This is a genomic window from Bradyrhizobium sp. 521_C7_N1_3 (assembly GCF_052075975.1).
GTDB classification, from domain to species: Bacteria; Pseudomonadota; Alphaproteobacteria; order Rhizobiales; family Xanthobacteraceae; genus Bradyrhizobium; species Bradyrhizobium japonicum.
Genome location: NZ_CP197232.1, coordinates 1,131,016 through 1,156,219, shown reverse-complemented (window position 1 = coordinate 1,156,219; position 25,204 = coordinate 1,131,016). Strand labels below are relative to the sequence as shown.

Here is a 25,204-nt window from a genome sequence, read left to right as displayed (position 1 = left end):
ATCGGCCGCAGCGTGACGCGTATTTTCGGCCGGTCCCGCTACAGGTTTTGACAAACAGACATATTGAGGAAAGAGGCGATGGCCGGACTGGTATATAGCGGCAAGGCATTTCGAGACTTGATGAACAGCAATTACTATCCTTTGGCGAATATGAAAAAGAGCGTCGCGAAGCTCAAGGCATCGGACGACATCGACCTGCCAACTTTGGAATACGGCCAGTACCACCTGATTTTGAACCCGGCATCGAATTGGCCGCAGGGAAGCGCCAAGTATTGGCACAAGGAGAAGGGCCGGGCCCGCGTCGACCTCAGCACCCAGCCGAACACGGTCCCCCTGTCCAAGGATGAGCCGGGCGTCATTCCCTTGACCCGATGCGATCTGCTCGATGCCTGTGTCCGGAAATGCTTCAACTCCGAGCCGCCGATTCCGATGAAGACGAAGATCATCACCCACGCGGCAAGCGATGCTTTCGCGCATCGGCACGAGATCCGGCTGGAGTGGGAGTACAAGAAGGGCGAGGACAAGGCTCCTACGCTGCTCTATCTGACGATGGTCTGCCCGCACAGGTCCTGATCTCCAGAAACGTTCTGCTTCGTTCAAGCAATTACCATCGCCCGCGTGCTCCAGGCGCGCGGGCGCGTTGTTTTTGCCGACTGCTCATGCCACTGGCGACTGGCCCACAGTCTGCCCATCCCCACTTTCGAGCGATCCATCACGAGAGCGCCATGGTCCGCTTCGGCCGAGAGCCGTTGCCGAAGCCGTAACGTGTCGCGCCTGTCCCATCTCCCGTCATGGGCCTGTCGCACGAAAATGATTCGCTGCCCCTCGGAGTGCATGCGAGTTGCCTCTGTGAGGCGATCGTCCTGCGCTAGAACAGGAGCGCCCGATGCCCGTTGGACTGCTGGAGGTCGTAGGCACCATCGATGTCGGCCAGTTCTGGCCGGAGGGCCGGTCGGACGCCGACACGACCAAGGTCGTGGTGAATGTCGCCCCTGACGCGATCCGCTTCCGCAAGAACGACTCGGTGCCGTTCCAGCCGACGCATGTCTTCGAGGGCGCCAAGGTCAAGGGCCGGACTGCGACGGCGCCGATCAAGAACGGCAAGCTCACCATTCGCCTTCAGGGCATCGACGCGCCGGAGCTGCATTATCAGCCCTCGCCGCTCTCGGCCGCCGAGAAGAAGGGCCTGAGCGACGCCAAGCGGCAGGCCTATCACGAGGTCACACACCCCTACCGGCAGTTTCTTGGCGCGACGACGAGCAAGGCGCTGCATGACTTCCTCAGCAGCGCCGGCGGGCCGACGCTCGCCTGCCGCGTGTTCACCCATGTCGATGCGCCGAACGAGGTGTTCGATACTTATGGCCGGCTGGTCGGCGACATCGAGGTGACGGTCGCCGGCAAGACCATCGACATCAACCACTGGCTGGTCGAACAGGGCTTTGCCTATCCGACCTTCTACTCTTCGATGAACGACGACGAGATCAAGGCCTTCCTCGCGCTCGCGAAGCCCGCACGCGCGCAGAAGCTGCCGGTCTGGAAGCATCTCGCCAAGACCATTCCCGCCTTCGACTTCGACCTGCGCGAACCCAGGAAGAACGAGACCGACGTGCTCGCGACCGACAAGGGCCCGGTGATCCTGCCGAAGCTCTATCGCCGCTACACCAACTGGTCGGCGCGCAAGAAGGCGAAGGTGACGAGCCAGACCTTCCAGAAATTCTTGGGCGAAGGCTCCGGCGGCAAGCCCGACACCTGCTACGAGATCGACGACTTCCTGACCAACGGCGTGCACTCGGCCACGCCGCGCAATTTCGCCGACTTCGTCGAGGGCGGCAAGACGATCAAGTTTCAGCCGGACGGGCTGGTGTTCGGCGAAGCGCCGTCGAGTCTCGTGGGGGCGGACGGCAAGCCGATCACGACGTTCTGAGGATGCGCGCGGCCGACCGGGTTTGACGGCGTTTTGTCGCAGATTGTTGCCGGCCGTGAGCTCGCATCTTCATGCGCCGCTATTCTCCTGTCGTTGCAGGCATTTCCGGCGGCCGACGCCGGCCGATCAAAGACCGCTCGCGCCAGCGGTTAGAATCCGCCACTACACAACCATAGATTTTTCGTCTATTTTCCTGGTCGCGGCGATTGCAAGGCGTCCTCGGCAAAAGTCCGGGTGACCCAGGATGCCGGCTCTCAAAGCGGGCTGGTGGATGAGAGGAAGACCAATCCGGCGGAGCCGCCTGCCCGTTCTCTCGGCGGGCCGGCGCCGCAGTCAAGCGACAAGGAGAACGGCATGCTTGTTCGACAGAACGTGTGGGAGCTTGGCAGCGACTGGGCAGATCCGATTCTCTGGTACGCGCGCGCGGTTGGCGCGCTGAGGCCGAAGCCGCTCAACGATCGAACCAGCTGGCGCTTCTGGGCCGGCATGCACGGCTATCATCAGGGCCTGTGGGAGTTCTACGGCTACAAGGCGGCCGGCGAGCAGGTTCCTGCCCAGGCCGACTTCGACGAGTTCTGGCAGCAGTGTCAGCACGGCAGCTGGTATTTTCTGCCGTGGCACCGCGGCTATCTGATCGGGTTTGAGAAGCTCATTCGCTCGACCGTCGTTACGCTCGGTGGGCCGCCTGACTGGACCTTGCCCTACTGGAACTACTTCAAACCCGGTCAGGATGGCTTGCCGCCGGCATTCGGCAGCCCGGACTGGCCAGACGGCACAGGCAACAATCCCCTCTTCATTGAACAGCGGTGGGGACCCGGCGATCCCTCGCAGCCCGGCAAGGTCTTCGTCCCGCTCGATGCCGTGAACCTAGATGCGATGGACGTTCACGAGTTCACCGGCGTGGCAAGTGGCGGCGACCGCGGCTTCGGTGGCATCGACACCGGCTTCGAGCACGGCGGTACCAAGCATGGCGACATCGAAAGTCAACCGCACGATCAGGTTCACGGCCTTGTCGGCGGCGAGAAGATGTTCCCGGAGGCGAGCCCAAGGCCATTGCCGGGACTGATGTCGTCACCGGTGACGGCCGGTCTGGATCCCATCTTCTGGCTGCACCACGCGAATATCGATCGGCTGTGGCAAAGCTGGAGGCAGAGCGATTCCCGGAACACGGATCCGGAAGAAGCCAGTTGGAAGAAGGGACCTGCCAGCCTCGGCCAGCACAAATTTGTCGTTCCTCTCCCCGACGGCTCGCCGTGGGAGTACACGCCGGAACAGATGTCGGACTTTGCCGGGGTGGGCTATACTTACAGCGATTTCTCGCCGGCAGGCGCACCATTGGTGGCCGTTGCCGGCAGGACAGCGACACCAGCAGGAGCGGTCGCGATGGCGAGATCGACTGGAGCAGCAGTTGAGGTGCTTGGCGCCAATGCCCAATCGCTTCCCGTCGCAGGGAAAGGTGCCGAGACCTCCGTGCAACTCGATGCGCGTACGCACACGAAAGTCGCCGCCAGGCTGGCTGCCGGCCCCGCGCCCGGGGCACGCGCGGAGCAGGTCTTTCTCAATCTGGAGAATGTGCGCGGATATTCCGACGCCACCGTGCTGCAGGTCTATCTGCAGTTTGCGGGGAAGGACGGCGCGCCGTCCGTCGAGCGGCAGGTCGGGAGCATCGGGCTCTTCGGCATCACCAAGGCGACGGAGAGCGATACCGGGCACGCGGGAGACGGCTTGTCGTATACGCTGAACATTACCAAGCCCTATTCGGAGTTCGCCGGTTCGGGCACCGTCGATCCCGCAAAGGTCGGCGTTCGCCTCCAAGCCGTCGCGCCGGTGCAGCAGTCGGCCGACGTGAGTGTCGGCCGCATCAGCATCGTCCGACAGGGCGATTGACGTCCGCTGATGACGCCCGCGGCCTACGAGCGTCTGCAGATCCGTATTCCGCTCACCGTCGCGGCTGCCGCCGCGTGGGCGGCCGTCGTGGCGTTGTCGGACCAGCGCAGGCTCGTCGCCTTCTGCAACAGCGATGTCTGGCCGGTACTTTCGCTCGATCAGCTCGCCCTTGCCATGACGTTCTATTCGCCGGCGAGATTCGCCGGCGAATGGATGCTGATGGTCGCGGCGATGATGACGCCGATGCTCGCGGGCGCCGTCGGGCACGTTCGTGCACGAAGCCTGCCGCGTCGACGCATGCGGTCGATGGCGCTCTTCATGATCGGATATTGCGCCATCTGGGCTGCCTGTGGGATTCCCATCGTACTGGCCGTGCTGGCGCTGCAACTGATGCAATCATCATCGATCGTCACGATCGCATTGGCGGGATCGCTCGTCCTGGTCTGGCAATTCTCCCCCGGGAAACAGATCTGCCTGAACCACTGCCACGACTTGCCGCCGCTGGCGGCGTATGGGATCAGGGCCGACCTGGCTGCACTCGGATATGGCGTCACCCAGGGTATCTGGTGTTGCGGCGCCTGTTGGGCGCTGATGCTCGTTCCATTGGCGACGCAAGGCGGGCATTTGCCGGCGATGGCCGCAATCAGTGCATTCCTGATTGCCGAGCGCCTGGACAAACCGCGGCGCCCGGCCTGGGAGGTGCGATGGCCATCGACCGCTGCCAGGCTGCTATGGTTCAGGCTCGGCCTTTGGCGACGATCGGAGAGCGCCGGAGTGAAGGCAACCTGATCGGTGCCGATGACACCGCGACGACGCGATTCCCGCAGGCGACCGGGCAAACTTTGCCGGCGACCCCGCCGCACCGGCAATTTTTTCAAGCCGCCGATGAGCGCGAGCCCGGAAACATCGGGAAATCCAACGAAAGGATCTGGCACGCACGTTGCTTGCCCTTCGCGATCGTCTCGGGGGGCCGAACATGCAAGTCACGCCAGGAGCATCAATCTTCGGCTACCAGCCTGCGAAAGCCGGCTCAGCGACCGGCGCATCGAAGTCGTCGGCGACCGACAATGGTGGGCTCCCGCAAGCCAACGGAGATAGTGCATCGGGCGACAGCAGCGTCGTGCAGGAGTTCCTGAAATACGCGAAGATGAATCCCTTCGATCGTATGCGGGCTGCCATTCTGAAGAGCATGAATCTCAGCGAGGCCGACCTCGCCAATATGACCCCGGACCAGAAAGCGGCGGTGGAGCAGAAGATCCGCGACGCCATCGAAAAGCAGCTGGAGAAGAAGGACCAGCAGCCCGGCAGTCTGATCGACCAGTCCGCGTAACGACCGCGCGTCACCAGTGGAATGTCGCGCCTTTTCCAATCTCGCAATCGAATGCCGTATCCTTGAGAACGGCGTCATTGACGGCGTCCAGGATCATCGTGCGCGCTTCGATCCTGCCGTTTGGGTGCACCCTGAACGACAGGAATTCCCTGACCGCCTTGTCCGGTCTCACCGTGAAATGGGTCGTTGCAAAAGCGATCGTCCCGTCAGGCTGGATCATGTATCCGTCAAACCGCATGCTCGCCTTGACCGGAGGTCCCGCCGCGCCCGTGCCGCGAACTTGACAGGCTGAAAGGTCGACGAGCATGCGAAATTCCTTGCCATCGAGGATCGCCTTGTTCAGCGCCGTATAATCGGCGTTTCCGGGTTCGTCCGCGATCGCGGGGGGCGTCCAGAAGCTTGCCACGATCGCCAGAGCGGCGGCACAGCTGCGCAGATCATTCGACAAATGTGGCTCCCAGGGTTGGCGGCTCTAGCCGGCTCCCGACTCGAACTTCACCGCCTCATGATTGGTGATGACCTCTCGAACGACCAGGGCATGCAGCTTCCGGGTAAAATCCGGATCGAGCCCGCTCTGTGCGGCGAGCATGCGAAGCCGCTTCAATTGCGCCGCTTCACGCCTGGGATCCCGGGACTCCAGCCCATGCCTGGCCTTGATCTCGCCGATCGCATCGGTGCAGCGAAAGCGTTCTGCGAGCAGGTGCACCATCGCCGCATCCAGATTGTCGATGCTGCGGCGCAGCCTGGCTAGGTCGCCGGCAAACTCCTGATCATCATCCGTCATCGCTCGGCACCTCCAGACAGCGCCGCGGCGGACAACCCGCCCTTCTGCAGAATGAAGCCCGCGATCTCATCGACACCCTGGCCACTCTTCAGATTGGAGAAGATGAACGGTCGCGCGCCTCGCATCCGCCGCGCGTCCGCTTCCATGATCTCCAGGTTCGCGCCCACCATGGGAGCCAGATCGATCTTGTTGATGACCAGCAGATCGGATCGCATGATCCCCGGCCCTCCCTTGCGCGGGATCTTCTCTCCTGCGGCGACGTCGATCACGTAGACGGTCAGGTCCGCAAGCTCCGGGCTGAAGGTGGCGGCGAGATTGTCGCCGCCCGACTCGACGAAGCAAAGCTCCGCGTCCGGAAACTTCAGGTTCATGTCGTGGATCGCCGCCAGGTTCATCGAGGCGTCCTCCCGGATGGCCGTATGCGGACAGCCACCCGTCTCCACCCCCATGATGCGCTCTGCCGCCAATGCCTGCGCGCGGGTCAGAATGAGCTGATCCTCCTTGGTGTAGATGTCGTTGGTGATGACGTAGATCTCGTAGAAATCGCGCAGGTGCTTGCACAGCGCCTCGACCAGCGCCGTCTTTCCGGAACCGACCGGACCGCCGATGCCGACACGCAGCGGCCCGTTGGTTGCCGCAATGCCGGGTGTGCGGGGAGACCTGCTCTCGCGTTCAATCGTCTTCATGACCGAAACAACCTCGTATACTGGAGCTCGTGTGCGATGGACGCGAGCTCGACCATCAGGCCCGCCGAACCGAGATCGTCGACCGTCTCGCGGCTTGCGATTTCACTGCGCGACAGGATCGGCAGCTCGAGCGCCGCGATGGCGAGCTGACCATCGGTCTGACCGAGAGGCACCAATCGCACGCCCGCGCTCACCAGATTGGCGACGTAGCTGTGCAGGAACGCCGGCAGCGCGATGTCGGCGGCAATCCGCTCGCGCGCCGCTCGTGCTCCGAGCACGACGGCCAGCACCGGCGGACATTTCGGGTCGGAGAACATGTCCAGAATTCGATCCGGCCAGACACTGCGAAGGGTGGCAAGGCACGCCGACGATTGCTGTGCGGATTCGAGCACGAATTCGGATGTGCCGCGGGAAGCGGCTGCGAGTTCGGCCAGATCCGGGAGCTGGTCCTCGGCGCCCTCGGCCACGCATCGGTAGGCTTCGCTGAAGAAGATGGCTTCGTTCCGGCCGGAGCCGTAGCAAAGGTCGGCCTCGAGCCAATCGACCAGGCTGCGCCGATCGGAGACATAGCCGGCCTCCACGGCCCACTCCAGTCCGTGCGAGTAGCTGTAGGCCCCGTTCGGAAACGACGGCGAAAGCCAGCTCTGCAGCCTCAGGAACGCCAGCGCCGTTTGTCCATAAGTCTGGTCTGTCATCGCACCACCATGCCGGCAACGCGTCAGTACATGAAATAGCGCTGCGCCATCGGGACCACATTCACCGGCGGACACGTGAGCAGCCGTCCGTCGGCCCGCACCTCGTAGGTTTCAGCATCGACCTCCATGCGGGGCAGCGCGTCGTTGAGGATCATGGAATGCTTGCCGATCGACCGCGTGTTCGAGACCGGCAGGAGTTGCTTTGCCAGACCCAGCTGTCTCGTCGTTTCGAGCGAGGCCTGGCTGACGAAGGTCACGGAATTTCTGCCGGGAGAACGGCCGAAGGCACCGAACATCGGCCGGTAATATTCCGGCTGAGGCGTCGGTATCGATGCATTGGGGTCGCCCATGATCGCGGCGACGATCATGCCGGATTTCAGGACCATGTCGGGCTTGATCCCGAAGAACGCCGGATCCCAGACGACGATGTCCGCGAGCTTTCCGACCTCGACCGAACCGACATGGCGTGACATTCCCTGCACGATGGCCGGATTGATCGTGTATTTGGCGACGTAGCGCCGCGCCCTGAAATTGTCGTTCTGCCCGGTCTCCTCCGGCAACCGCCCGAACTGCTTCTTCATCTTGTCGGCGGTCTGCCATGTCCGGGTGATCACCTCGCCGACGCGCCCCATCGCCTGGCTATCCGACGACACGATCGAGAACGCGCCGAGATCGTGCAGGATGTCCTCCGCGGCGATCGTCTCCTTTCGTATGCGGCTCTCCGCGAAGGCGACATCCTCCGGAATGCGACGGTCCAGATGGTGGGTCACCATCAGCATGTCGAGCGCTTCGTCGAGCGTGTTCGCGGTGTAGGGACGCGTCGGATTTGTCGAGGCTGGAATGACGTTGCTCTCGCCGCAGACCTTGATGATATCAGGCGCATGCCCGCCGCCGGCCCCTTCGGTGTGAGCCGCATGGATCGTCCTGCCCCTGAACGCGGCGATCGTGCGCTCAACGAACCCGCCTTCGTTCAGGGAATCGGTGTGGATCATGACCTGCACGTCCATGTCGTCGGCGACGGAGAGACAGCAGTCGATCGATGCGGGCGTTGCGCCCCAGTCTTCGTGCAGCTTCAGGCCGCACGCGCCGGCTTCGATCTGCTCGATCAGGCCCGCAGGGACGCTCGCATTGCCCTTGCCGAAAATGCCGAAGTTCATCGGGAACCCATCCAGCGCCTCGAGCATCCGATGGATGTGCCATGGCCCCGGCGTACAGGTCGTCGCCGTCGTTCCAGCGGCAGGTCCGGTGCCGCCACCCATCATGGTCGTGACGCCCGAGAAAAGCGCCTCGTCGATCTGCTGCGGGCAGATGAAATGAATGTGCGTATCCATTCCGCCGGCGGTGATGATCTTGCCCTCGCCCGCGATGATTTCCGTCCCCGGCCCAATGATGATCGAGACACCCGGCTGTGTGTCGGGATTGCCCGCCTTGCCGATGGCGGCAATGAGCCCGTCCCTGATCGCGATGTCGGCCTTGACGATTCCCCAGTGATCGAGGATCAGCGCGTTGGTGATGACCGTATCGACCGCCCCCTGCGCGCGCGTGAGCTGCGATTGTCCCATGCCGTCGCGAATGACCTTGCCGCCGCCGAACTTGACCTCCTCGCCATAGATCGTGAGGTCCCTCTCGGGCTCGATGAAGAGGTCAGTGTCCGCCAGGCGCACCCTGTCGCCGACCGTGGGGCCGAACATCTGCGCATAGGCCGCGCGGCTCATCGTGTGGGACATGTCTTCCTCATCTTATTCGTTGGCGCCGGACGCATTGGTCCCTGAGTCCAGAGGTCCCATCACGCCGCCGCTGAAGCCGTAGATGCGCCGCGCTCCGGCAAACGGGATCAACGAGACCTCGCGCGACTGGCCCGGCTCGAACCGCACGGCCGTCCCCGCCGGGATATCGAGGCGGCACCCATGGGCGGCGGATCGATCGAACACGAGTGCGGCGTTCACTTCGGCGAAGTGATAATGGCTGCCCACCTGGACCGGCCGGTCGCCGGTGTTGGCTACGGCAATCGACAGTCCCGTCCTGTCCCCGTTCAGGACGATGTCGCCGTCGGCCGGAATGACCTCCCCGGGAATCATGCCACGCCTCCAAGCAGCAGCAGCCCGACAAGCCCGGCGCATACGCCCACGAGCGCGCTCCACGTTCCCACCAAGGTGACCGCAATCAGATGATCCGCGCCGCTGAACGGATGGACGAGACCGGCGTCGAACGAACTGCCCGCCCCTGGGACACGATGAGCGAAGACCGGCGATACAAGCAGGCTCAACGCGGCGGCGGCACCAAACGGAACGATACGCATCATCAGCTCCTATCGGATCGGGTTGTGCACCGGGACAAGCTTGGTCCCGTCCGGAAACGTTGCCTCCACCTGAATCTCGCGGATCATTTCCGGGATGCCCTCCATGACCTGGTCGCGGCGCAGCAGCCGGCCGCCCTCTGACATCAGATCCGCGACCGATCGTCCGTCGCGGGCGCCTTCCATGATGGCATCCGAAATCAGCGCGATGCTTTCGGGATAGTTCAGCTTGACGCCGCGCGCGAGCCGGCCGCGCGCAACAATCGCGGCGAGGGCTATCATCAGCTTGTCTCGTTCCCGTGGCGTCAGATTCAAGATGCTCCTCCCACTTGGCCGCGCGGTTAACAGGACCACATCTTCGGCACTCCGAAGGGACCGGATCCGAGCTCATGGTTGAGTTGATCGAGGAAGCGGCGCAGACCTCGCCTGAGATCCACGCTTGCAATCGCGGCGACCCGGACCACGATGATCGCGCCCACGATCGTGACGCCGCACGCGCATTCCAGGGACGCACCGATCTCGCGCAATCTCTCGAGCCGGGCCTCGAGACCCGGACCGAAATAGATCATGGTCGCGATCGCCTTCCAGTTCGAGAGCAGGGCCGTCTTCCGAAGCTGCAGGAGCGCCTGGTCGGAGGCGAGGAAGCCATCTGCCCATACCAGACGGCCGTCGACCCTGACGCGCCAACTGTCCAGGATATGCCCGGCGAGAATCTCCTCGCCGCTCTCGATGCGGCCGAGAACCAGCCACTCGAGGGCAATCAATTCGGTGCCCGAGCTCAGATCGATCTCGGTCTGTCGCGCGATGCGCGCCTGGTTGAAGACGATCGTCTCTTGCGGAAGCCACGCAAGCCGGGCATTTCCCTCGGCCCTTAACCGCGTCCGGATTCGGGCAGGCCGATCCAGCGCCCGATAGACCTTCTCCGCGGCCTGCGTGGTCACCGCGACCGACGCATTGCCTTGAGCGACCACCTCGATCCTGATCTCGTCGCCGCCTGCGACACCGCCCGAGGTATTGATAAGGACCGCCTCCTTGCGCCGACGATCATCGACATTCGGGAAGGCAACGGCCATCGGAAACTTCTGATAGACGTCGATGATCTCCGTGCCGTTCGCGGCGCCCGAGAACACCACGCGAGCTTCCCCGGCGGCGCGCTGCAGATCGAATTTTTCCGTGGCGCTCTGCCCGTCTCTCGCGTGGCCGGGATGAGCCGCGGACGCCCCGCGAGAGCGCTCGTGAATTGCCTCAAACATCCGTCTCGGGGCTCATGATTGACCGTGTGTGTCTCGCATGTCGGCGAGGGAGAGGCCGGGCGCGGAACGGCAATGCCGACCGCCCCCGGACTCATGTCGCGAAACCGGGATCAGAATCCCGCAAGACCCTGGGAGCCGTTGTACGGGATCTTGACGCTGCCGATCTCCTTCAGCGAACCGTCCGGCTGGGTGCTGTAGCTGACCAGCTTCGAGGCGTTGCCGTAGATCTGATAGAGATAGGCGCCGTCGGGCGAGATCCAGCTATCGCTGGGACCGCTCGTCACGGTTCCGTTCAATCCCCTCGCGGTGCCGTCGCCGGGGACCTTGGGACACGCCGGATCGCACGCGATCTCCAGGCCACTGCCATTGATGCGGTAGCTGCTGATGTTGCTGTAGCCGAAATTCGTCGCGTAGATCGTGCGATCATCGGGCGCGATGGCCAGCCAGCACAGCTCGGACGGCAGGCCCGCGCTGGTGTCGATCTTGACGAGCGAGCCGATCTTGATCGAGCCGTTCTTCTCGATGGTGCAGATGGAGCATCCGTCGCCGACGGCATAGCCGATCACGAACGTATTCGGACGCTGATTCAGGAACGCGATGTAGAACGGAGAACCGCCCTTCGCGTCGTAGAACCTGGCCGTGCCGAGCGAGCCGTCCTTTTGCAGGGCGAACACGGCGAGGCCGTCCGGATCCGGTGCATTCGACGCGATCGAGTGCAACGCGCCGCCGGCGCGCTGGACCCAGAGAATCGGCGAGCCGTCGGGATACAAGCCGGTGTGCGCGATCGGCTCATCGAAAGTGGTGCCGACAAGAACAAGCTCCTCGTTGGGCGAGACCACGACCATGGTGGAGACACGGTTCCGCTTGCTGTACGTGTTCACCGTGTATCGCTCGGGCCGCGTCTTGAGCATGCCTTCGGCATCGACCGACATCAACCGAAGATGATCCGGTCCGAACGCGTGCAACACGAAGAGGGTGCGCGTCGACGGAGCGAAAGCCAGCGATTTGGCCGTGCCGCTCCTGCCCTCGACCGGGTTGCCGGTCGACTTCACGTCGAGCAGCGTGAGACGACCGTCGCTCTCCAGGCGGAAGCTCGAAACGGAATTGTCGCCGCCATTGGTTGCAAACAAAAAGCGCCGATCGGATGTAATGATGACGCTTCCCGCACCCTCGTAGGAGTTGGGCGCGCTTTCCTGGCCGCTGATCGGCTTGAATTCGCCGGAGCCGGCGCCGCCCGTCTTGATACGCGCGACCTCGACCAGCTTGCCGTCCGCCTGCCGCGTGTAGTGAATAATGGCGTTATCGATCTCGTTGGTCTGGATATAGAGATGGCCGGTCTGCCCCTTCGACATTCCCATCTCGCTCGTCGTCGCCTCTTTAGCCATCTCTCGCTCCTTTGATGATTGGCTTTGGTAAATCGAATGACTTTCGGTGACCTGCACCATCGCTATGGCTTCAGCGGAGGGTATCCATCGACGTAAACCCAGTCGGACGCCCGCACGGGCACATGGCACGCCTGGCATTGGGCCCTGTAATTCGTCGTCGTCGTTTTCGAGCGATCGCCCGCGTCGAACCAGGACCATCCCCAGCCGTCGCCCCACAGCGCGCTCTCCGGGTGACGGTTCGCGGAGTCCTTCACCATCACGAACCACCCCTTCAAAGCATCGGCGCGGCTGACGGTACCGGTCGTCATTTCAGAGGTTGCCGTCTTGAACACCTCCTTGACCAGCACCGCACCGTCCGGGAAGCGCTTGTCCTTTCGATAGGCGTCGATCACTCCAGGCGAGGCGTACACGACGTGAAGTTCCTTCGAGCCGTGAGTGTCGCCTGCCGCAATCGCCCAGCTTCCGAGGAGCTGATAGGTCGTACGATAGTCATCGGGCACGTGCAGATGCCCGTCGCGGTCGGCGACACTCGCACCGGTCGAAACACCATCCGCCGCGTTCGCCCGCAGCTGTGACTGCGTGACCGCGGCCGCGATCCCAAGGATCACGACGAAGGCGACGCAGGCGGCTCTGAGGATCTTCATGCCGATCTTCCGCCGATTACGCGGTCACCGCGCGTCCTTGTTGTCCAGCAGCGGATAGAACTGGGTCCAGACCTCATCCTTCTTGGCGTTGGCGATATGGCAGTAGGCGCACTCGTCCTTCGACTTCACCTTGGCCATCGGCGCCTTCGGTTCGTGGTGATTGAAGTTGAAATAGCCCCACCCGTTGGTGTCGGCGAAGCGCTTCGAGTCCTTGACGGTCACGTCGGCGCCGTTCCACTTGCCCGGGAAGTAGCCACGTCCCGACGCTTCCGTTCGCGAGCCGTCGGCGTTCTCCTGCGGCAACGTCAGCTGCAGCTCCTTGAACAGGATCGTCCCCTCGGGGAATTCGCCGGTCTTCTTGTAGATCGCGTACGAGCCCGGCTCGATATAGACGTTGTGGAATTCCGGGAAGTTCGCCTGCCCGCCGTTGAGGGCATTCGGCGTCAGCGGCGACCCGACATAGACCCACTCGTGGAAATTCTTCGGCAGGAGCAACTGCCCGTCCGCGGTATATTCCGGCAGATAGCGCGTATTGCTCTGGGCGTTGCTATCCTTGAGCGATCCGAAGAACAGGATCGTTGCGACCGCACTGCCTACGATGACCGCCGCTGCTGCCTGGACTCTCACGCGCATTGTCTTCTCCCGCGACTGCGGCCGAACGCGCGAGGCGCCGGCACGATTGACCTGTCGAGAGATGACTTAGCCAGTCGTGGAAGATCCGGCGCGCTGGGGATTGCTTCCGCTTTGGCCATCTTGATGCATTCCGTTCCAAACTTGCGATCGGTGAAGAGGTTCACGCTTCGAAAGCAAGACGCGCGGCCGCGATCGCCGTGCGGACGGGCCATGGAAGCGACCGAGAGGGTGCAAGGTCAGCGGGTGAGGTCTGAAAGCGGGGGTGCTCTCAGCGGGCGCTCGCGGCAAATCCGGTAATTGTCCTGCCAGGGGCGAAGCCGCTCGAAAGCCGCGCTCGCAGCCAGCACGTCGAAGTCGGCGTTTCGCCGGCCAATGATTTGCATCCCGACCGGGAGACCGTCGGACAGACCTGCCGGAATCGAGGCTGCCGGATGGCCCGTAAAGTTGACGAAGTAGGTCAGGCCCCATCCGATCAGAGGATCTATCTCGACACCATTGATCGACTTCGGTCCGACCGTGTTGCCGTCGCTGGCATTGTCGACCGGCGGGCACGCGACGGTCGGCGTAACCAACAGATCGAATCCTTCAAGGACGTTCTGGAAGGCATCGTAGACCTCCGACCGGACGGCCTGGTCGCGGAAGAAATCGAGCCCCGACATGCGATTGGTCTTCTCGACCCAATCCATGTATTCAGGTGGAAAGTCGTCGCGATGCTTGCCGAGCAGATCGATGCCGTCGCGCTTCATGTTCTCGATCGCTTGCAGGTTCAGAAGCATGTAGAGACGCGACCAGACGTCGCTCAGCTCCCGTTGCGAGCGAACGATGCCGAGCTTCACCTCCTCCACGTGAGCGCCGGCTTCCTCGAACGCCTGTACCGCGCGGCGAACCGTCGCCGCGACTTTTCCGTCGACCGGAAAGACGTCCAGATCCGGACTGTAGGCAATCTTGAGGCCACGGATCGACCGACGGGTCGCTGCGGTGAAATCGACGGGCGGCTCGATCAGGCTGAAGGGATCTCGCGGATCAGGACCGGCGAGTACGTTCAGGGCGATGGCGGCATCTTCGACCGTCCGCGTGATGGGCCCTTCGAACAGGAACGGAGAGTCGGCCACGCCGAACGCGTTGGGACGCACGAGGAACGGCACCCGTCCGAACGACGCCTTGTAGCCATACACTCCGCACCAGGCGGAGGGGATTCGTATCGAACCGCCGGCATCCGTACCTTCTGCAATCGGCAGAAGTCCATCGGCGACCGCCGCAGCGCTTCCTCCGGATGAGCCGCCCGTGTTCTTGGCAAGATTGAACGGGTTGCGCGTGGGACCGAACAGGTAATTGTCGCAGGTGCCTCGGAATCCCATGAGAGGGCTGTTGGTCTTGCCGAGGAACACGGCGCCCCCACGCTTCTCCATGCGCTCGCAGAACACGCAGTACCCGTTCACGACGTGGTGCTTGAGCGCGCGGATGCCGCCCAGGCTCGCGGGCCAACCCGGCTTGAAGTCGAACAGATCCTTGAGCGCCGAAGGGATGCCGTGCAGTGGCCCCCACGACTCGCCGGCCACCAGTGCGCGCTCGGCCTCTTTCGCTCTCGTGCGGGCGCCGTCGAAATCGAGATAGACCAGCGCATTCAAGCTCGGGTTGCGCGCTTCGATGCGCCGGATGAACGCATCGACCACGTCAACCGGCGACAGATCACGCCGCCGGATGCGGGCTGCCAGTTCGTGCGCGGTGAGGTAAGCGAGTTCGTCGGAATGCAAGGGCAGGCTCACGCTCGACATCGGCTCCTCCTTCTGAACCACTTCAGGACGAAGCCGCATTTGACATTGAAACAGTTCCTGCCTGCGCAGCCGTGATTGCTTCGTCTTTCGCAATCTTGATGCATTCGCCGCGACGGCCATCGACAAGGCATCGCTCAGGGTTCATGTGCGCTGACGTGGGCTGCAGGTTACGCCGACGCGCGTCGGGACATCCCGCGCGTCACCGCACAAGGGCACGCTTCCATGGACCGATCTCCCGTTTCTCGCGGCTTCAAATCCAAGCGACAGGCACCCGAAGCCGTGCGGCTGCCGCCGGGCCAGTATCTGACGACCGACTTCCCAGTGCTGTCCGCCGGCCCCACGCCGGATATCCGTGTCGCCGACTGGAAGATTGCGCTTCAACTCGGCGGGTCGTTGCTGGGGAAATGGACCTGGGACGAATTCAAGGCACTGCCCCAGACCACGATCACGGTCGACATTCACTGCGTCACCAAATGGACGAAGCTCAGCACGGTCTGGCAGGGCGTCAGCTTCGACGATCTTCTCAAGGTGGTCGGGTTGAGCGAGCCGCCGGACGCCTATGTCATGGCGCATTGCGACGGCGGATACACGACGAACCTTCCGGTGGCCGACCTGGTCGCGGGAAAGGCGATGATCGCGACCCGTTATGAGGGTCTGCCGCTGGCCCCGGCGCACGGCGGCCCCGCGCGACTTCTGGTGCCGCATCTCTACTTCTGGAAGAGCGCAAAGTGGCTGCGAAGGCTCCGCTTCATGCCCAAGGACGAGCCCGGGTTCTGGGAATCGCGTGGTTATCACAACTATGGCGATCCCTGGCGGGAGCAACGTTATGACGGCGACTGATCCGCCTCTGCAGCAGCCCAGGATCGCGTGGCAGACCGGTCGCGTGCTGGCCATCGTGGCCGAAACAAGCCGGGTGAAGAGCATCATGCTGCAGCCGGCCGACTGGTCCGGGCACTGGCCCGGCCAGCACGTCGACATCCGCCTCACCGCCGATGACGGCTATCAGGCCGAACGAAGCTACTCGATCGCGTCGCCTCCGGAAGAAGAACTGCTCACTCTCACGGTGGAACGGGTCGAGCACGGAGAGGTGTCCTCCTATCTCCTCGACGAATTGCGGGTTGGCGACGCTCTCGAATTTCGGGGCCCCATTGGGCGGCATTTCATCTGGAGCCAAACGCGCGGCGGACCGATCTGCCTGGTCGCGGGCGGCACCGGGATCACGCCGCTGATGGCCATGTTGCGCCACCGCAGGAGGTCGCCTGCACCCATACCGGCATCATTGATCTATTCTGCACGCAGCCTTGCCGACGTCGTGTACCGGGATGAACTCGATACGATGGCTTACGACGATCGCGACCTGCGCCTGGTCTATGCGCTCACCCGCGAGCATCCGAGCGACTGGAACGGACATCGGGGGCGGGTCAACGAGGCTCTGCTCGCGGAGAGCAGCTTTACGCGCGAGCAGAATCCCACGTTCTTCATTTGCGGTCCCACCGGGTTTGTCGAAGGCATCTCGAGCATGCTCGTGAAGCTCGGCTTCGACCCTCTCGCCATAAGAACCGAGCGTTTCGGGCCAACAGGAGCATGATCGCCATGGCAGACAACATCGCCGACCTCATCCTTGGCGGTGATCCCGGCACGCATTTGCTTCAAGAAGCCTTTGCCTTTGACATCACCCTGACGAAGATCCGGTGTGCGGCATGCAACACCGTGTCCTGCCTTGGCGCTCTGGCCGTCGACGGCGGGCCGGTGGAGGCGCTCGTCAAGTGCGCAGATTGCGGAAGCGATCTGATGAGGGCGACGCGCACGCAGAGCGGATGTGTCCTTGAAATGCACGGCGCCCAGCACCTGTACTTCTGAATGCCGCGCCCGATCGCCCGCCAGACTGCGAAATCAAAGACCCGCCATGCACGGTGAAGACATCCACCTCGCTGAAATCGAGTGCCAGATTGCCGCCACGGCGGCGAAGCTTCGCGAGCTGATTGAACAGTCGGCCTCACATGTCGCCGCGATGAGCGAAGAGCTTGTCGGTCAGCGAATTGACGATCAGGCCGCGCGGCTCGAGATTCTGATCAGGCGCCGCGACGAGCTCCTCAGAGCCAGATCAGGCGAAGACTGAAAGGACGGCCGGAGCAGATCGGGAAGCCTCAGCTGTGAAATTTCAACCCGTCGACGATCTTGTCGATCACCTTGCGCTCGGCGCGCATCGAAATCCCAACCAGATTCAGCTCTGTGCGGGAAACCGCCTTCACGACTTCGCGGTTGGCGGCGTCGTGAGCGGTCCTGAACATGTCCTCGGTATAGAGCCCCGGCGTCACTCCGCGCGTCAGCGCGCGATCGAGCGCGCGTGACAGCGCCGCGCGGTCGGCGCCATAGATCAGGATGGGTTGGCCGATCAGCGGCAGATATTTCGTCCCGGAGCCGTCCTCGTAGGGGTCGCCGATGCAAGCCGGGAAAGCCGCCGCGATCCCGCTGGCGAGGAAGGAGGCCACATTCAGCTTCTGCCACGGCTCAAGGTCGGTGCGGACCACGACCGCGATCTTGGTGTCAAACTGCATGAGAGCGAAAGAGCCCTTCCCAAGCTTGCGCGCATCGAACGCCAGGCAGGCGGCCCACTTCCGCGGACGCCCTGCGGGTGCAAGCAGATTATATCGACTTCACCTCGCCGCCGTCCATCCGCAACGCCGAGCCGGTCATCCAGCGCGCGCCGGGCGATACGAGGAACGCCATCAATTCGGCAATCTCTTCCGGCTCGCCGTAACGCGCGATCCCGGCGTCCTTGGGAAACTTCGCCGTAGCTTCCTCGATGGTCATGTTGTGCAGGGGCGCCCAGTGCTCGAGATAGGAGCGGCGGCGGCCCGTCATCACCGGCCCCGGCAGGACGCTGTTGACCTGGACGCCATCGCTGATTCCCTTGTCGGAGAACGCCTTGGCCAAGGCAACGATTGCAGCGTTGATGGTGCCGACCGCGGCATAGGGCGCCTTGGGGAAAGAGGCCGAGTTTCCCGACATCAACACCACCGCCCCCTTCGCAGCCATGAGCGACGGCCAGGCGGCGATCGTGAGCCGCCGGGCGCCATGCAGCTTCAACGCCAGTCCGGCGTCCCACTGTGCCTCCGTCGTCTCGAACAGATCGACCTGAGGTACCGCACCTGCGATACTGAGCAGGGCATCGATCCGGCCGAACGCCGCCAAGGTCTGGTCGACGACAGATTGAGCAGCACGAGGTTCGGCCAGATCGGCATCGATCACCAGCACCTCGGCGCCGGCGGCCCTGACCGCCTTTGCGGTGTCCTCGAGATTGGCGCGGTTTCGCGCGACCAGGGCAAGCGCCGAGAAATCGCGCGCCAGGCGCACCGCGGTCGCCCGGCCGATTCCCTGGCTCGCGCCCGTCACGATCGCGACTGATTTCGACATATGACCCCTCCCGAATACCAAGCTTGCAAATATCAGTCGCGAACAACGACCATCTTTCCGACGGCCTCGTTCGCCTCCATGACGCGATGCGCCTCGCGAATCTCGTCGAAGCGAAAGACCCGCGCCGGCTTGACGTCCAGCCGGCCGGTCGCGGCGTCGGCGGCGATTTCCCGCAGCGGCACGTCGGAGAGCGGAAACCCGGGCGTGCCGAACACGAAGCTGCCGAAGAAGGTCAGATAGACGCCGCTCGGCATCTGCAGCAGCGGGTTGAAATCCGGAATCGGATCAAGCCCGCCGAGCCAGCCGGCGAGACAGGATCGGCCGCCGCGGCGAAGCATGGCGAGGGAGTCGAGCACGACGCTGTTGCCGACGAGGTCCAGGACTGCGTCGACCTGCTTCGCCTCGGGCAGATGCTTTGACAGATCGCGCCGTTCGATTTCGCAGCGCGCGGCTCCGAGCTTCTCCAGCATGGCAAAGCGCTCCCGGCTGCGCGTCGTCGCGATGACGCGCGCGCCGGCATTGACCGCAAGCTTGAGTGCCGCCTGACCGAACGAGGAGGTCGCTCCGCGAATGACGAGAAGCTGACCTTTCTCGAGGTCGAGATTTCGGAAGAGACAGGTCCACGCCGTCGCGAAGGTTTCGGGGATCGCGGCGAGTTCGGCCCAGGGCAAATCCGCATCGATCGATGCGACATTCGAGACCGGCGCACGCGTGTATTCGGCATAGCTGCCGTTGATGGTCCGGCCGAGACCGCCCATCAATGCGGCCACCTTGGCGCCCACCGGAAATTCTCCGCCTGGGCACGACTTGACGAGACCAACGCATTCGATGCCGCTGATCGGCGCCGCTTCGGCCCATTCACCCCGGCGCATATGCATTTCCGCATGATTGATGCCGAATGCCTTGACCTCGATGACGGCATGACCAGGCTGCGGCTCCGGCTCCGGAACGTCCCGGTAGACGAGGCTGTCCAAACCGCCGAATTTTTCAAGAACGATAGCGCGCATGACGGCTCTCCTGACGTTTTTCGCGGCGAAGGAAGTGACCGTTACCCATTCGAATTCAGCTGGCCGAGAAAATCGCCGATCGCCGCCGCGATCTCCCGCGCATGAGTCTCGAGCGCAAAGTGCCCTGTGTCGAAGAAGCGCACTTCCGCGCCCGGCATGTCGCGCTGAAACGCCTTCGCGCCCGCCGGCAGGAAAAAGGGATCGCTCTCGCCCCACACCGCCAGGAAGGGCGGCTTGTGCTTGCGGAAGTAGGCCTGGAATTCCGGATACATGGCGACGTTGGTCCTGTAGTCGCCGAACAGATCGAGCTGGATCTCGTCCGCACCGGGGCGCTCGAGATAATGGTTGTCCAGCGTGTATCCGTCAGGGGAGACCAGGGAGGCGTCAGGCACCCCGTGGGTGTATTGCCAGACCGTCGTCTCCGGCGAAAGGAACGATCGCAGCACCGCCCGATTCGCTTGCGATGCATCTTGCCAGTAAGCCCGGATCGGGCTCCAGCCTTCGCTCAATCCCTCCTCATAGGCATTGCCATTCTGCGAGATGATGGAAACGATGCGCTCGGGATGTCGAAGGGCCATCCGAAAGCCCGTCGGCGCGCCATAGTCGAAGACGTAGAGCGAGAAACGAGCAAGTCCGATGACTTCCGTAAATCGTTCGATCACCTGCGCCAACGCGGCGAACGTATAGGCAAAGCTCTCGCGAGCCGGCATGTCGGACTGGCCGAACCCGGGCAAATCCGGCGCCACCAGTCGGAAGCGATCCGAGAGCGCCGGGATCAAATCGCGGAACATGTGGCCAGCGGTCGGAAATCCGTGCAGCAGCAGCAGGGCGGGCGCGTCAGCCCGGCCAGCCTCCCGGTAAAATACGTTCAGTCCGTCCACGTCCGCCTTGCGGTATCGAATGCTCGTCATCTGTGGTCCCTCCCTCGACACCTGTTGCGCCCGGTAAAATCAATGATCCGATGGCGGCCGATCCGAGGCGGTCTCACCTGGACATTTCGCGGCTCGGGGCGATCCGGTTACAGATTCCCCGAGGATTTCTGCACGCACCAGACTGCCTGTCGCCTGCTCCTCCCGATCTACGCGCCTCGTATCTATTCATTCGAACTCCCTGCGATAGTCCGTAGGAGTCCAACCCGTCGCCTTGCGAAAGGCGGAGCTGAAGGAGCTCGTTTGCGCATAGCCCAGGCTGAGTGCGATGTCCGTAATCGATACCGCGCGATCCGCCAGCCGCAGCTTGGCGAACTCCATGCGTCGCTGCACCTGATACTGGTAGGCCGGGATTCCGAACGACTTCTTGAAGGCACGGCAGAAGTGGTGAACGCTGAGCCTGGCAAGCTCGGCGAGCTTGAGGAGGCAGACCTGTTCTCCCAGATGCCCCTCGACATACTCGACCACGACACGTTTCTGCCAACCTGCGAGACCTCCACGACTGACCGCTGCCGGCTCGCGAACAGGATCGTGATCGGACCTGGAAAGCTCGTGGGCGAGCACGCCGCAGAGCGCTTCGAGGTAAGGCGCGCAATTCGTCTCCGCGCTCTCGATCGCCTTCTTCAATTTGGAGGCGGTCTCCCAGACCAGCGGATCCTCGAAGTATATTCTCGGCGCGAGCCCGGCCGCGCCGTCGTCGGACTTGTGAAGCGCGGCGGGATCGAAATAGAGGAAGGTCACCTGCGCAGACGAGGCAGCCTCATGCCATTCCCGATAGGCGCGTCCCGCCGGGACAAAGGTCAGCCTGTGCTCGGAGCCTCGCAGCTTCGACGAGCAGAGGCCATCGATGGAGGCCTCACCGCTTTTCCGCGACCCCTCGTTGTACAGCGCCAGGAGATGTCTCGATCCTTGAAAGCGAAATTCAATCCTGTTGCCGACCGGGAGGTGAACGCTCTCCGAAAACCACCAGCGCCAGCCGATCCCAAGGCGCTTCACCGGCTCGGAAGGCGTTATGCTGACCGTCGGATGAAGCGCCGCGTCTGACGGCCTGGACGACAGCGTCTCGTCCACCGGCCGGATTGGCGAAGCGGAGACCGCCATCCTTGGCGTGCTCTCACTCGAATTTGATACGTACATCCCCATCGTCGTCGCCCTGTTCTGTGCTCCGGATGGCCGCGTCCAATCGTCAACGAATTTCTGCACGGAGGAGATGCCCTGGTCGCCTGGATACGGGCGTTGAAGCCGCAAGCTGCACGTGGCGTTACCTCTCCGGTCAAGGCGCGCTGCCATCGCCGGCTGGCAGCACCGCACAGGGACAACATGCTTTTCATCGCCGTGCCGAACAATCTCACGCTTGTGCTGTTCCGGCCCATACTTAGGTATGGGTCGCATACAGGGACGGCGCCGAAATGATTCAGCACGAGATGCCAGTCCCGGAGGCGAAGCCTCAGCCCTGGAGTTGGAGCGCCTCTGCCATTCGAACGAGCATTGCCGCGGTCTTTGCCCCGAGCTTCCGCATCACGCTGCCACGATGCATCTTGACTGTCGCTTCGCTGATCGAGAGCTCGCTGGCGACCTGCTTGTTCATCAGACCGGATGCCACCAGCGTCATCACCTGCCGCTCGCGCGTGGTCAGGAGTGCGAACCTCTCCTGCAACTGCGCAAGGTGCGCGTTGTCGTCGCGCCGATCGATGTCCTTTCGGATCGCGGCAGTGATCGCGTCGAGAAGATCCTGATCCCGTATCGGCTTGGTGAGAAAATCGACCGCCCCCAGCTTCATGCCTCTGACCGACATGGGAATGTCGCCAAAGGCGGTCATCAGGATCACCGGGATTCCGACATTGATTTTCGTCAGGTACTCCTGCAGCTCCAGGCCGCTCGTGCCGGGCAATCTGACATCGAGCACCAGACACGCAGGCGCGTCCGACAGTTCAACCTTGAGGAAATCCGAAGCAGATCCGTACAAGGCGACCTTGTAGTGCAGGGACTCGAGCAGGTCGCCAAGCGACTCGCGAACCGCGCGGTCATCGTCGACGATATGAACAACGCCGGAGGGAGGCATGTCTACCGGCTTTCCGACGTCTGAACCGCCTGGCGAAGCGGGAGAGCGAAGGTGAACTTCGCTCCGCACCTCCCGTTTTCTTCCACCCATAGCTGTCCTCCGTGGAGTTTCACTATCTTGCGGCAGATCGACAGTCCCAGACCAAGTCCCGCTCCCTTCGTCGTATAGAGCGTCTCGAAGACCCGCTCTCTATCGGCCGGGCTGATGCCGCCTCCCGTATCCGCGATTGCCACGGAAATCATACCATCGGCGACCCCCGAAGAGAGGGCCAAAATGCGGTTCCCGTCCTCGACCCCGGCCATGGCCTCGATCGCGTTGCGCACGAGATTGAGGGCGACCTGCTGGACCTGGACACGGTCTGCTTCGACACGCGGCGATGATCGATCGAAGTCGGTACGGACGACGACCCCCGCGCGCTCGATTTCCCTTTTCGACAGAAGCAAAACCTCCGCAACCGCATCGTTGATATCGAACTCGGCAAAATGGACCTGCGTGCCCCGCACCAGAGAGCGGACCCCGGTCACAACCTCCGCGGCTCGACGTGCCTGCCTGATGATGCGCGCGACCGATTTCCGGGCCTCCGTGGCTTGAACGGGATCCCGGGCGAGCCACCGGAGGCAAGCTTCCGCGCTCATGATCATCCCCGTCAGCGGCTGATCGATCTCGTGAATGATCGAGCCGGCGAGTTCGCCAAGGGACGTCAGCCCGGTCGCCCGCGCAAGCTCGTTTCGTGCGTCGGCGAGAGCCTGCTCCGCCGCCTTCCGTTGCGAGACGTCCGTAATGATGCCTTCCAGCTCGAGGTCTCCCGTGGGCCCCTCATCGAATTGCCCGACGGCCACGACATGCAACGTCTTGCCGTCCCGGTGGACCACGCGATACTCTTGGGTGAAGGGCGACTTCGTGCTGATCGCCTCGGTGAGGGCCTGCTCCAGCGCGGGATAGTCCTCGGGGTGGACCCGGCTCCTGAACACCTCAAAGGGCACGGGGTTCACGTCCAGGTCGATATCCAGAATGCGGTAACATTCGCGCGATCCGCGCGAGAGCAGCGTGCGCGTGTTCCAGCGATAGCTGCCCATCCCGCCGATCTGCTGACCTCTGACCATCCACATATTGGTCTCGCGCAGCGCCTCAAACAGGCGGACGGATTCGAATGAGACGGCGGCCTGATTGGCCAGCATGGATGTCACCCAGACGCATCGCGGCGTGAAGATCTCCGCATCTCCATCCGCTTCGAGATAGAGAACGCCGATCGCCCAGTGCTGGTGAATCAACGGCAGGCACAGCTGCGCTATCCTTCCAGACGGCGGATTCGCGGGATCGATCAGCGCCGAGCTCTCCGCGCCGGCTTGCCTCACGACCGTTTGCTTTCGATCGAGCACCTGTTCGGCAAGGTCGCTCGGCAAGCGGAATTCGGCGTGCGGCGGGAAGGAGGCAAGGAAGTTCGCCCTCTCGCGCGGGAAGCTCGCATCGGCCTTGGCAAGCAGCTCCCTTTGCCCGCTGAGCAGGATCGCCCCCCGACTGGCCCCGGAGTAGCTCAGCGCCTCCATGAGGAGAGCCTTGGCCAATCCCTGATAACTGATTTCTCGCGAGATAATCTGAAACGCCTTCGCGACCAGATCGAGTTCGTGCGTCTCGTTATCAAGCCTCATACCGAGATGTCTCGTCGTGACAATCATTTTCCAGACGTCTCGACGCATCACCCCGCCGCTTGCGGATCGAGGGGTGGGACGAGAGCGCGTCAGTACGCCGCAACATGTAACGGTACTTGCGAACGTTGCCAAGTTTGGTTGCAGAGAGCCACGGTTCACGAGCCCGCGCCATGCACGTCGTTGCGCATTGCCACGATTTTTTTCGAAGCAGATGTAACCGATGCGACGGTTGCTCCGAATGTCCACGAAAGTGCGGAGCAGCGGTATTGCGCCCCGCTGGTCGCTGGCATGGCTCGCCTGCTGCTCAGGCTCAATCGGGGCGAGACACTGCCGCGCAGGCCTGCATCAGCAAGGAAACAGGAATGATGACCGCGGACTCTCCGAAGACAGAACGCCTGAATGCCCTCTCGGATGCCGTTTTTGCGGTCGTTATTACAATTCTTGCCCTGGACCTGCGCCCGCCGCACGCTCCAAGCCTCGATGCTCTATTCGAGCTCTGGCCGACCGTCATCGGCTACCCAGTCAGCTATCTCTTCATCGCCATCGTCTGGGTGAACCATCACCATCTTCTGCACTATGCAAGCGCGGCGACGCCGCGACTAATCTGGGGAAACTTCGCTCATCTGTTTTCCGTATCGCTGCTGCCGTTCTCGACAGCCTGGATCGCGAGCTCAAGGCTCGCGCCGCTGCCCGTCACCGTCTACGCCGGCGTATTCGCCCTGGTGAACGCGACCTATCTGTTGCTGTGCTGGGAAGCCGTCGACCGGCCGGCGATCGAGGCGATCCCAGGCCAGGCGCGCATGGTGATGCGCATGCGATCCTTGACCACCCTGCTCGGCTTCCTCGCC

General features: G+C 63.0%; 29 protein-coding genes and 1 pseudogene. 10 read left to right on the top strand and 20 right to left on the bottom strand.

All coding sequences use genetic code 11. From position 1 onward, the window contains the following. Positions 1-78 precede the first annotated feature (78 nt). The 5 genes from AB7008_RS05380 (at position 79) to AB7008_RS05360 (ending at position 5,141) form a co-directional block, all read left to right on the top strand. Positions 79-573 carry a hypothetical protein gene (locus tag AB7008_RS05380; RefSeq protein ID WP_028157314.1) on the top strand — a complete coding sequence of 165 codons (495 nt, stop codon included), beginning with the start codon at positions 79-81 and terminating at the stop codon, positions 571-573. Positions 574-886: 313 nt separating this feature from the next. Next, positions 887-1,924 (top strand): thermonuclease family protein, encoded by a 1,038-nt coding sequence (locus tag AB7008_RS05375; protein WP_041956294.1) that lies wholly within the window; start codon positions 887-889, stop codon positions 1,922-1,924. 234 nt (positions 1,925-2,158) lie between these two features. Beyond that, on the top strand, positions 2,159-3,811 hold the full coding sequence (locus AB7008_RS05370) for a tyrosinase family protein (RefSeq protein WP_441258582.1): 1,653 nt from the start codon (positions 2,159-2,161) through the stop codon (positions 3,809-3,811). A gap of 9 nt (positions 3,812-3,820) precedes the next feature. Continuing rightward, complete coding sequence (locus AB7008_RS05365) at positions 3,821-4,600, top strand: copper chaperone (protein ID WP_441258581.1); 780 nt, start codon at positions 3,821-3,823, stop codon at positions 4,598-4,600. 187 nt (positions 4,601-4,787) lie between these two features. After that, positions 4,788-5,141 carry a hypothetical protein gene (locus AB7008_RS05360; protein ID WP_441258580.1) on the top strand — a complete coding sequence of 118 codons (354 nt, stop codon included), beginning with the start codon at positions 4,788-4,790 and terminating at the stop codon, positions 5,139-5,141. A 10-nt stretch (positions 5,142-5,151) separates the two neighbouring features. Here the strand turns inward: AB7008_RS05360 and AB7008_RS05355 are convergent, their stop codons facing one another. The 13 genes from AB7008_RS05355 to AB7008_RS05295 all read right to left on the bottom strand — a co-directional run bounded on the left by AB7008_RS05355 (position 5,152) and on the right by AB7008_RS05295 (position 15,292). Then, entirely contained in the window at positions 5,152-5,547 is a 396-nt protein-coding gene (locus AB7008_RS05355; protein ID WP_441261188.1) for a VirK family protein, read from the bottom strand. A gap of 66 nt (positions 5,548-5,613) precedes the next feature. Then, on the bottom strand, positions 5,614-5,925 hold the full coding sequence (locus tag AB7008_RS05350; RefSeq protein ID WP_441258579.1) for a chorismate mutase: 312 nt from the start codon (positions 5,923-5,925) through the stop codon (positions 5,614-5,616). Continuing rightward, positions 5,922-6,611, bottom strand: a complete 690-nt coding sequence (ureG, locus tag AB7008_RS05345; protein ID WP_304492700.1) for an urease accessory protein UreG — start codon at positions 6,609-6,611, stop codon at positions 5,922-5,924. The genes AB7008_RS05350 and ureG overlap by 4 nt, the downstream gene beginning before the upstream one ends. After that, positions 6,608-7,306 carry an urease accessory protein UreF gene (locus AB7008_RS05340; RefSeq protein ID WP_441258578.1) on the bottom strand — a complete coding sequence of 233 codons (699 nt, stop codon included), beginning with the start codon at positions 7,304-7,306 and terminating at the stop codon, positions 6,608-6,610. Before AB7008_RS05340 ends, ureG begins: the two co-directional genes overlap by 4 nt. A gap of 23 nt (positions 7,307-7,329) precedes the next feature. Then, the gene (ureC, locus tag AB7008_RS05335; protein ID WP_441258577.1) at positions 7,330-9,033 is read right to left on the bottom strand and encodes an urease subunit alpha; all 1,704 of its coding nucleotides are present in this window, start codon (positions 9,031-9,033) and stop codon (positions 7,330-7,332) included. A 12-nt stretch (positions 9,034-9,045) separates the two neighbouring features. Beyond that, the gene (locus AB7008_RS05330) at positions 9,046-9,384 is read right to left on the bottom strand and encodes an urease subunit beta (protein WP_441258576.1); all 339 of its coding nucleotides are present in this window, start codon (positions 9,382-9,384) and stop codon (positions 9,046-9,048) included. Continuing rightward, positions 9,381-9,608: a HupE/UreJ family protein gene (locus tag AB7008_RS05325; protein ID WP_248881327.1), complete on the bottom strand. Its 228-nt coding sequence runs from the start codon at positions 9,606-9,608 to the stop codon at positions 9,381-9,383. The genes AB7008_RS05330 and AB7008_RS05325 overlap by 4 nt, the downstream gene beginning before the upstream one ends. A gap of 6 nt (positions 9,609-9,614) precedes the next feature. Continuing rightward, on the bottom strand, positions 9,615-9,917 hold the full coding sequence (locus AB7008_RS05320; RefSeq protein WP_028148889.1) for an urease subunit gamma: 303 nt from the start codon (positions 9,915-9,917) through the stop codon (positions 9,615-9,617). Positions 9,918-9,943: 26 nt separating this feature from the next. Next, the gene (locus AB7008_RS05315) at positions 9,944-10,855 is read right to left on the bottom strand and encodes an urease accessory protein UreD (RefSeq protein WP_441258575.1); all 912 of its coding nucleotides are present in this window, start codon (positions 10,853-10,855) and stop codon (positions 9,944-9,946) included. Positions 10,856-10,965: 110 nt separating this feature from the next. Continuing rightward, positions 10,966-12,240, bottom strand: coding sequence for a lactonase family protein (locus AB7008_RS05310; protein ID WP_441258574.1), 1,275 nt, complete (start codon positions 12,238-12,240; stop codon positions 10,966-10,968). Between the two features lie 62 nt (positions 12,241-12,302). Continuing rightward, a complete protein-coding gene (locus tag AB7008_RS05305) occupies positions 12,303-12,884 on the bottom strand; it encodes a cytochrome P460 family protein (protein ID WP_441258573.1) in 582 nt (193 codons plus the stop codon). Between the two features lie 24 nt (positions 12,885-12,908). After that, positions 12,909-13,517, bottom strand: coding sequence for a cytochrome P460 family protein (locus AB7008_RS05300; protein ID WP_014498344.1), 609 nt, complete (start codon positions 13,515-13,517; stop codon positions 12,909-12,911). 236 nt (positions 13,518-13,753) lie between these two features. Then, positions 13,754-15,292: an amidase gene (locus tag AB7008_RS05295; RefSeq protein WP_441258572.1), complete on the bottom strand. Its 1,539-nt coding sequence runs from the start codon at positions 15,290-15,292 to the stop codon at positions 13,754-13,756. Between the two features lie 222 nt (positions 15,293-15,514). Between AB7008_RS05295 and AB7008_RS05290 the strand changes: the two genes are divergently transcribed. Genes AB7008_RS05290 through AB7008_RS05275 form a run of 4 tightly spaced genes read left to right on the top strand, consistent with a single transcriptional unit; the run spans position 15,515 to position 17,411 of the window. Beyond that, entirely contained in the window at positions 15,515-16,132 is a 618-nt protein-coding gene (locus tag AB7008_RS05290) for a sulfite oxidase-like oxidoreductase (protein ID WP_028157298.1), read from the top strand. After that, positions 16,119-16,880: a ferredoxin reductase gene (locus AB7008_RS05285; RefSeq protein ID WP_441258571.1), complete on the top strand. Its 762-nt coding sequence runs from the start codon at positions 16,119-16,121 to the stop codon at positions 16,878-16,880. Before AB7008_RS05290 ends, AB7008_RS05285 begins: the two co-directional genes overlap by 14 nt. Positions 16,881-16,885: 5 nt before the next feature. Further along, positions 16,886-17,152 (top strand): DUF6510 family protein, encoded by a 267-nt coding sequence (locus tag AB7008_RS05280; protein WP_441258570.1) that lies wholly within the window; start codon positions 16,886-16,888, stop codon positions 17,150-17,152. Positions 17,153-17,198: 46 nt separating this feature from the next. Further along, complete coding sequence (locus tag AB7008_RS05275) at positions 17,199-17,411, top strand: hypothetical protein (RefSeq protein WP_028157295.1); 213 nt, start codon at positions 17,199-17,201, stop codon at positions 17,409-17,411. 28 nt (positions 17,412-17,439) lie between these two features. Here the strand turns inward: AB7008_RS05275 and AB7008_RS05270 are convergent, their stop codons facing one another. From AB7008_RS05270 to AB7008_RS05240, 7 genes are all read right to left on the bottom strand, one after another. Beyond that, positions 17,440-17,850, bottom strand: a complete 411-nt coding sequence (locus tag AB7008_RS05270) for a DUF2000 family protein (protein ID WP_038957895.1) — start codon at positions 17,848-17,850, stop codon at positions 17,440-17,442. A gap of 88 nt (positions 17,851-17,938) precedes the next feature. Beyond that, positions 17,939-18,709 (bottom strand): SDR family oxidoreductase, encoded by a 771-nt coding sequence (locus AB7008_RS05265; RefSeq protein ID WP_441258569.1) that lies wholly within the window; start codon positions 18,707-18,709, stop codon positions 17,939-17,941. A 32-nt stretch (positions 18,710-18,741) separates the two neighbouring features. After that, positions 18,742-19,716 (bottom strand): zinc-binding alcohol dehydrogenase family protein, encoded by a 975-nt coding sequence (locus tag AB7008_RS05260; RefSeq protein WP_304492689.1) that lies wholly within the window; start codon positions 19,714-19,716, stop codon positions 18,742-18,744. Positions 19,717-19,757: 41 nt separating this feature from the next. Next, positions 19,758-20,627, bottom strand: a complete 870-nt coding sequence (locus AB7008_RS05255) for an alpha/beta fold hydrolase (RefSeq protein ID WP_441258568.1) — start codon at positions 20,625-20,627, stop codon at positions 19,758-19,760. A 186-nt stretch (positions 20,628-20,813) separates the two neighbouring features. Beyond that, the gene (locus AB7008_RS05250) at positions 20,814-21,746 is read right to left on the bottom strand and encodes a helix-turn-helix transcriptional regulator (protein WP_441258567.1); all 933 of its coding nucleotides are present in this window, start codon (positions 21,744-21,746) and stop codon (positions 20,814-20,816) included. A gap of 346 nt (positions 21,747-22,092) precedes the next feature. Further along, a complete protein-coding gene (locus AB7008_RS05245) occupies positions 22,093-22,707 on the bottom strand; it encodes a response regulator transcription factor (protein ID WP_028170342.1) in 615 nt (204 codons plus the stop codon). A gap of 2 nt (positions 22,708-22,709) precedes the next feature. Further along, positions 22,710-24,356, bottom strand: coding sequence for an ATP-binding protein (locus tag AB7008_RS05240; RefSeq protein WP_441258566.1), 1,647 nt, complete (start codon positions 24,354-24,356; stop codon positions 22,710-22,712). 170 nt (positions 24,357-24,526) lie between these two features. Between AB7008_RS05240 and AB7008_RS05235 the strand changes: the two are divergent. Beyond that, a pseudogene (locus AB7008_RS05235) lies at positions 24,527-24,991 on the top strand (TMEM175 family protein); the annotation flags it as partial. Positions 24,992-25,204 lie beyond the last annotated feature (213 nt).

Coding starts and splice junctions, on each gene's coding strand:
- AB7008_RS05380 (WP_028157314.1), top strand. CDS start 79: ATGGCCGGACTGGTATATAGCGGCAAGGCATTTCGAGACTTGATGAAC.
- AB7008_RS05375 (WP_041956294.1), top strand. CDS start 887: ATGCCCGTTGGACTGCTGGAGGTCGTAGGCACCATCGATGTCGGCCAG.
- AB7008_RS05365 (WP_441258581.1), top strand. CDS start 3,821: ATGACGCCCGCGGCCTACGAGCGTCTGCAGATCCGTATTCCGCTCACC.
- AB7008_RS05360 (WP_441258580.1), top strand. CDS start 4,788: ATGCAAGTCACGCCAGGAGCATCAATCTTCGGCTACCAGCCTGCGAAA.
- AB7008_RS05350 (WP_441258579.1), bottom strand. CDS start 5,925: ATGACGGATGATGATCAGGAGTTTGCCGGCGACCTAGCCAGGCTGCGC.
- ureG (WP_304492700.1), bottom strand. CDS start 6,611: ATGAAGACGATTGAACGCGAGAGCAGGTCTCCCCGCACACCCGGCATT.
- AB7008_RS05340 (WP_441258578.1), bottom strand. CDS start 7,306: ATGACAGACCAGACTTATGGACAAACGGCGCTGGCGTTCCTGAGGCTG.
- ureC (WP_441258577.1), bottom strand. CDS start 9,033: ATGTCCCACACGATGAGCCGCGCGGCCTATGCGCAGATGTTCGGCCCC.
- AB7008_RS05330 (WP_441258576.1), bottom strand. CDS start 9,384: ATGATTCCCGGGGAGGTCATTCCGGCCGACGGCGACATCGTCCTGAAC.
- AB7008_RS05325 (WP_248881327.1), bottom strand. CDS start 9,608: ATGATGCGTATCGTTCCGTTTGGTGCCGCCGCCGCGTTGAGCCTGCTT.
- AB7008_RS05315 (WP_441258575.1), bottom strand. CDS start 10,855: ATGTTTGAGGCAATTCACGAGCGCTCTCGCGGGGCGTCCGCGGCTCAT.
- AB7008_RS05310 (WP_441258574.1), bottom strand. CDS start 12,240: ATGGCTAAAGAGGCGACGACGAGCGAGATGGGAATGTCGAAGGGGCAG.
- AB7008_RS05305 (WP_441258573.1), bottom strand. CDS start 12,884: ATGAAGATCCTCAGAGCCGCCTGCGTCGCCTTCGTCGTGATCCTTGGG.
- AB7008_RS05300 (WP_014498344.1), bottom strand. CDS start 13,517: ATGCGCGTGAGAGTCCAGGCAGCAGCGGCGGTCATCGTAGGCAGTGCG.
- AB7008_RS05295 (WP_441258572.1), bottom strand. CDS start 15,292: ATGTCGAGCGTGAGCCTGCCCTTGCATTCCGACGAACTCGCTTACCTC.
- AB7008_RS05290 (WP_028157298.1), top strand. CDS start 15,515: ATGGACCGATCTCCCGTTTCTCGCGGCTTCAAATCCAAGCGACAGGCA.
- AB7008_RS05285 (WP_441258571.1), top strand. CDS start 16,119: ATGACGGCGACTGATCCGCCTCTGCAGCAGCCCAGGATCGCGTGGCAG.
- AB7008_RS05280 (WP_441258570.1), top strand. CDS start 16,886: ATGGCAGACAACATCGCCGACCTCATCCTTGGCGGTGATCCCGGCACG.
- AB7008_RS05275 (WP_028157295.1), top strand. CDS start 17,199: ATGCACGGTGAAGACATCCACCTCGCTGAAATCGAGTGCCAGATTGCC.
- AB7008_RS05270 (WP_038957895.1), bottom strand. CDS start 17,850: ATGCAGTTTGACACCAAGATCGCGGTCGTGGTCCGCACCGACCTTGAG.
- AB7008_RS05265 (WP_441258569.1), bottom strand. CDS start 18,709: ATGTCGAAATCAGTCGCGATCGTGACGGGCGCGAGCCAGGGAATCGGC.
- AB7008_RS05260 (WP_304492689.1), bottom strand. CDS start 19,716: ATGCGCGCTATCGTTCTTGAAAAATTCGGCGGTTTGGACAGCCTCGTC.
- AB7008_RS05255 (WP_441258568.1), bottom strand. CDS start 20,627: ATGACGAGCATTCGATACCGCAAGGCGGACGTGGACGGACTGAACGTA.
- AB7008_RS05250 (WP_441258567.1), bottom strand. CDS start 21,746: ATGGCGGTCTCCGCTTCGCCAATCCGGCCGGTGGACGAGACGCTGTCG.
- AB7008_RS05245 (WP_028170342.1), bottom strand. CDS start 22,707: ATGCCTCCCTCCGGCGTTGTTCATATCGTCGACGATGACCGCGCGGTT.
- AB7008_RS05240 (WP_441258566.1), bottom strand. CDS start 24,356: ATGAGGCTTGATAACGAGACGCACGAACTCGATCTGGTCGCGAAGGCG.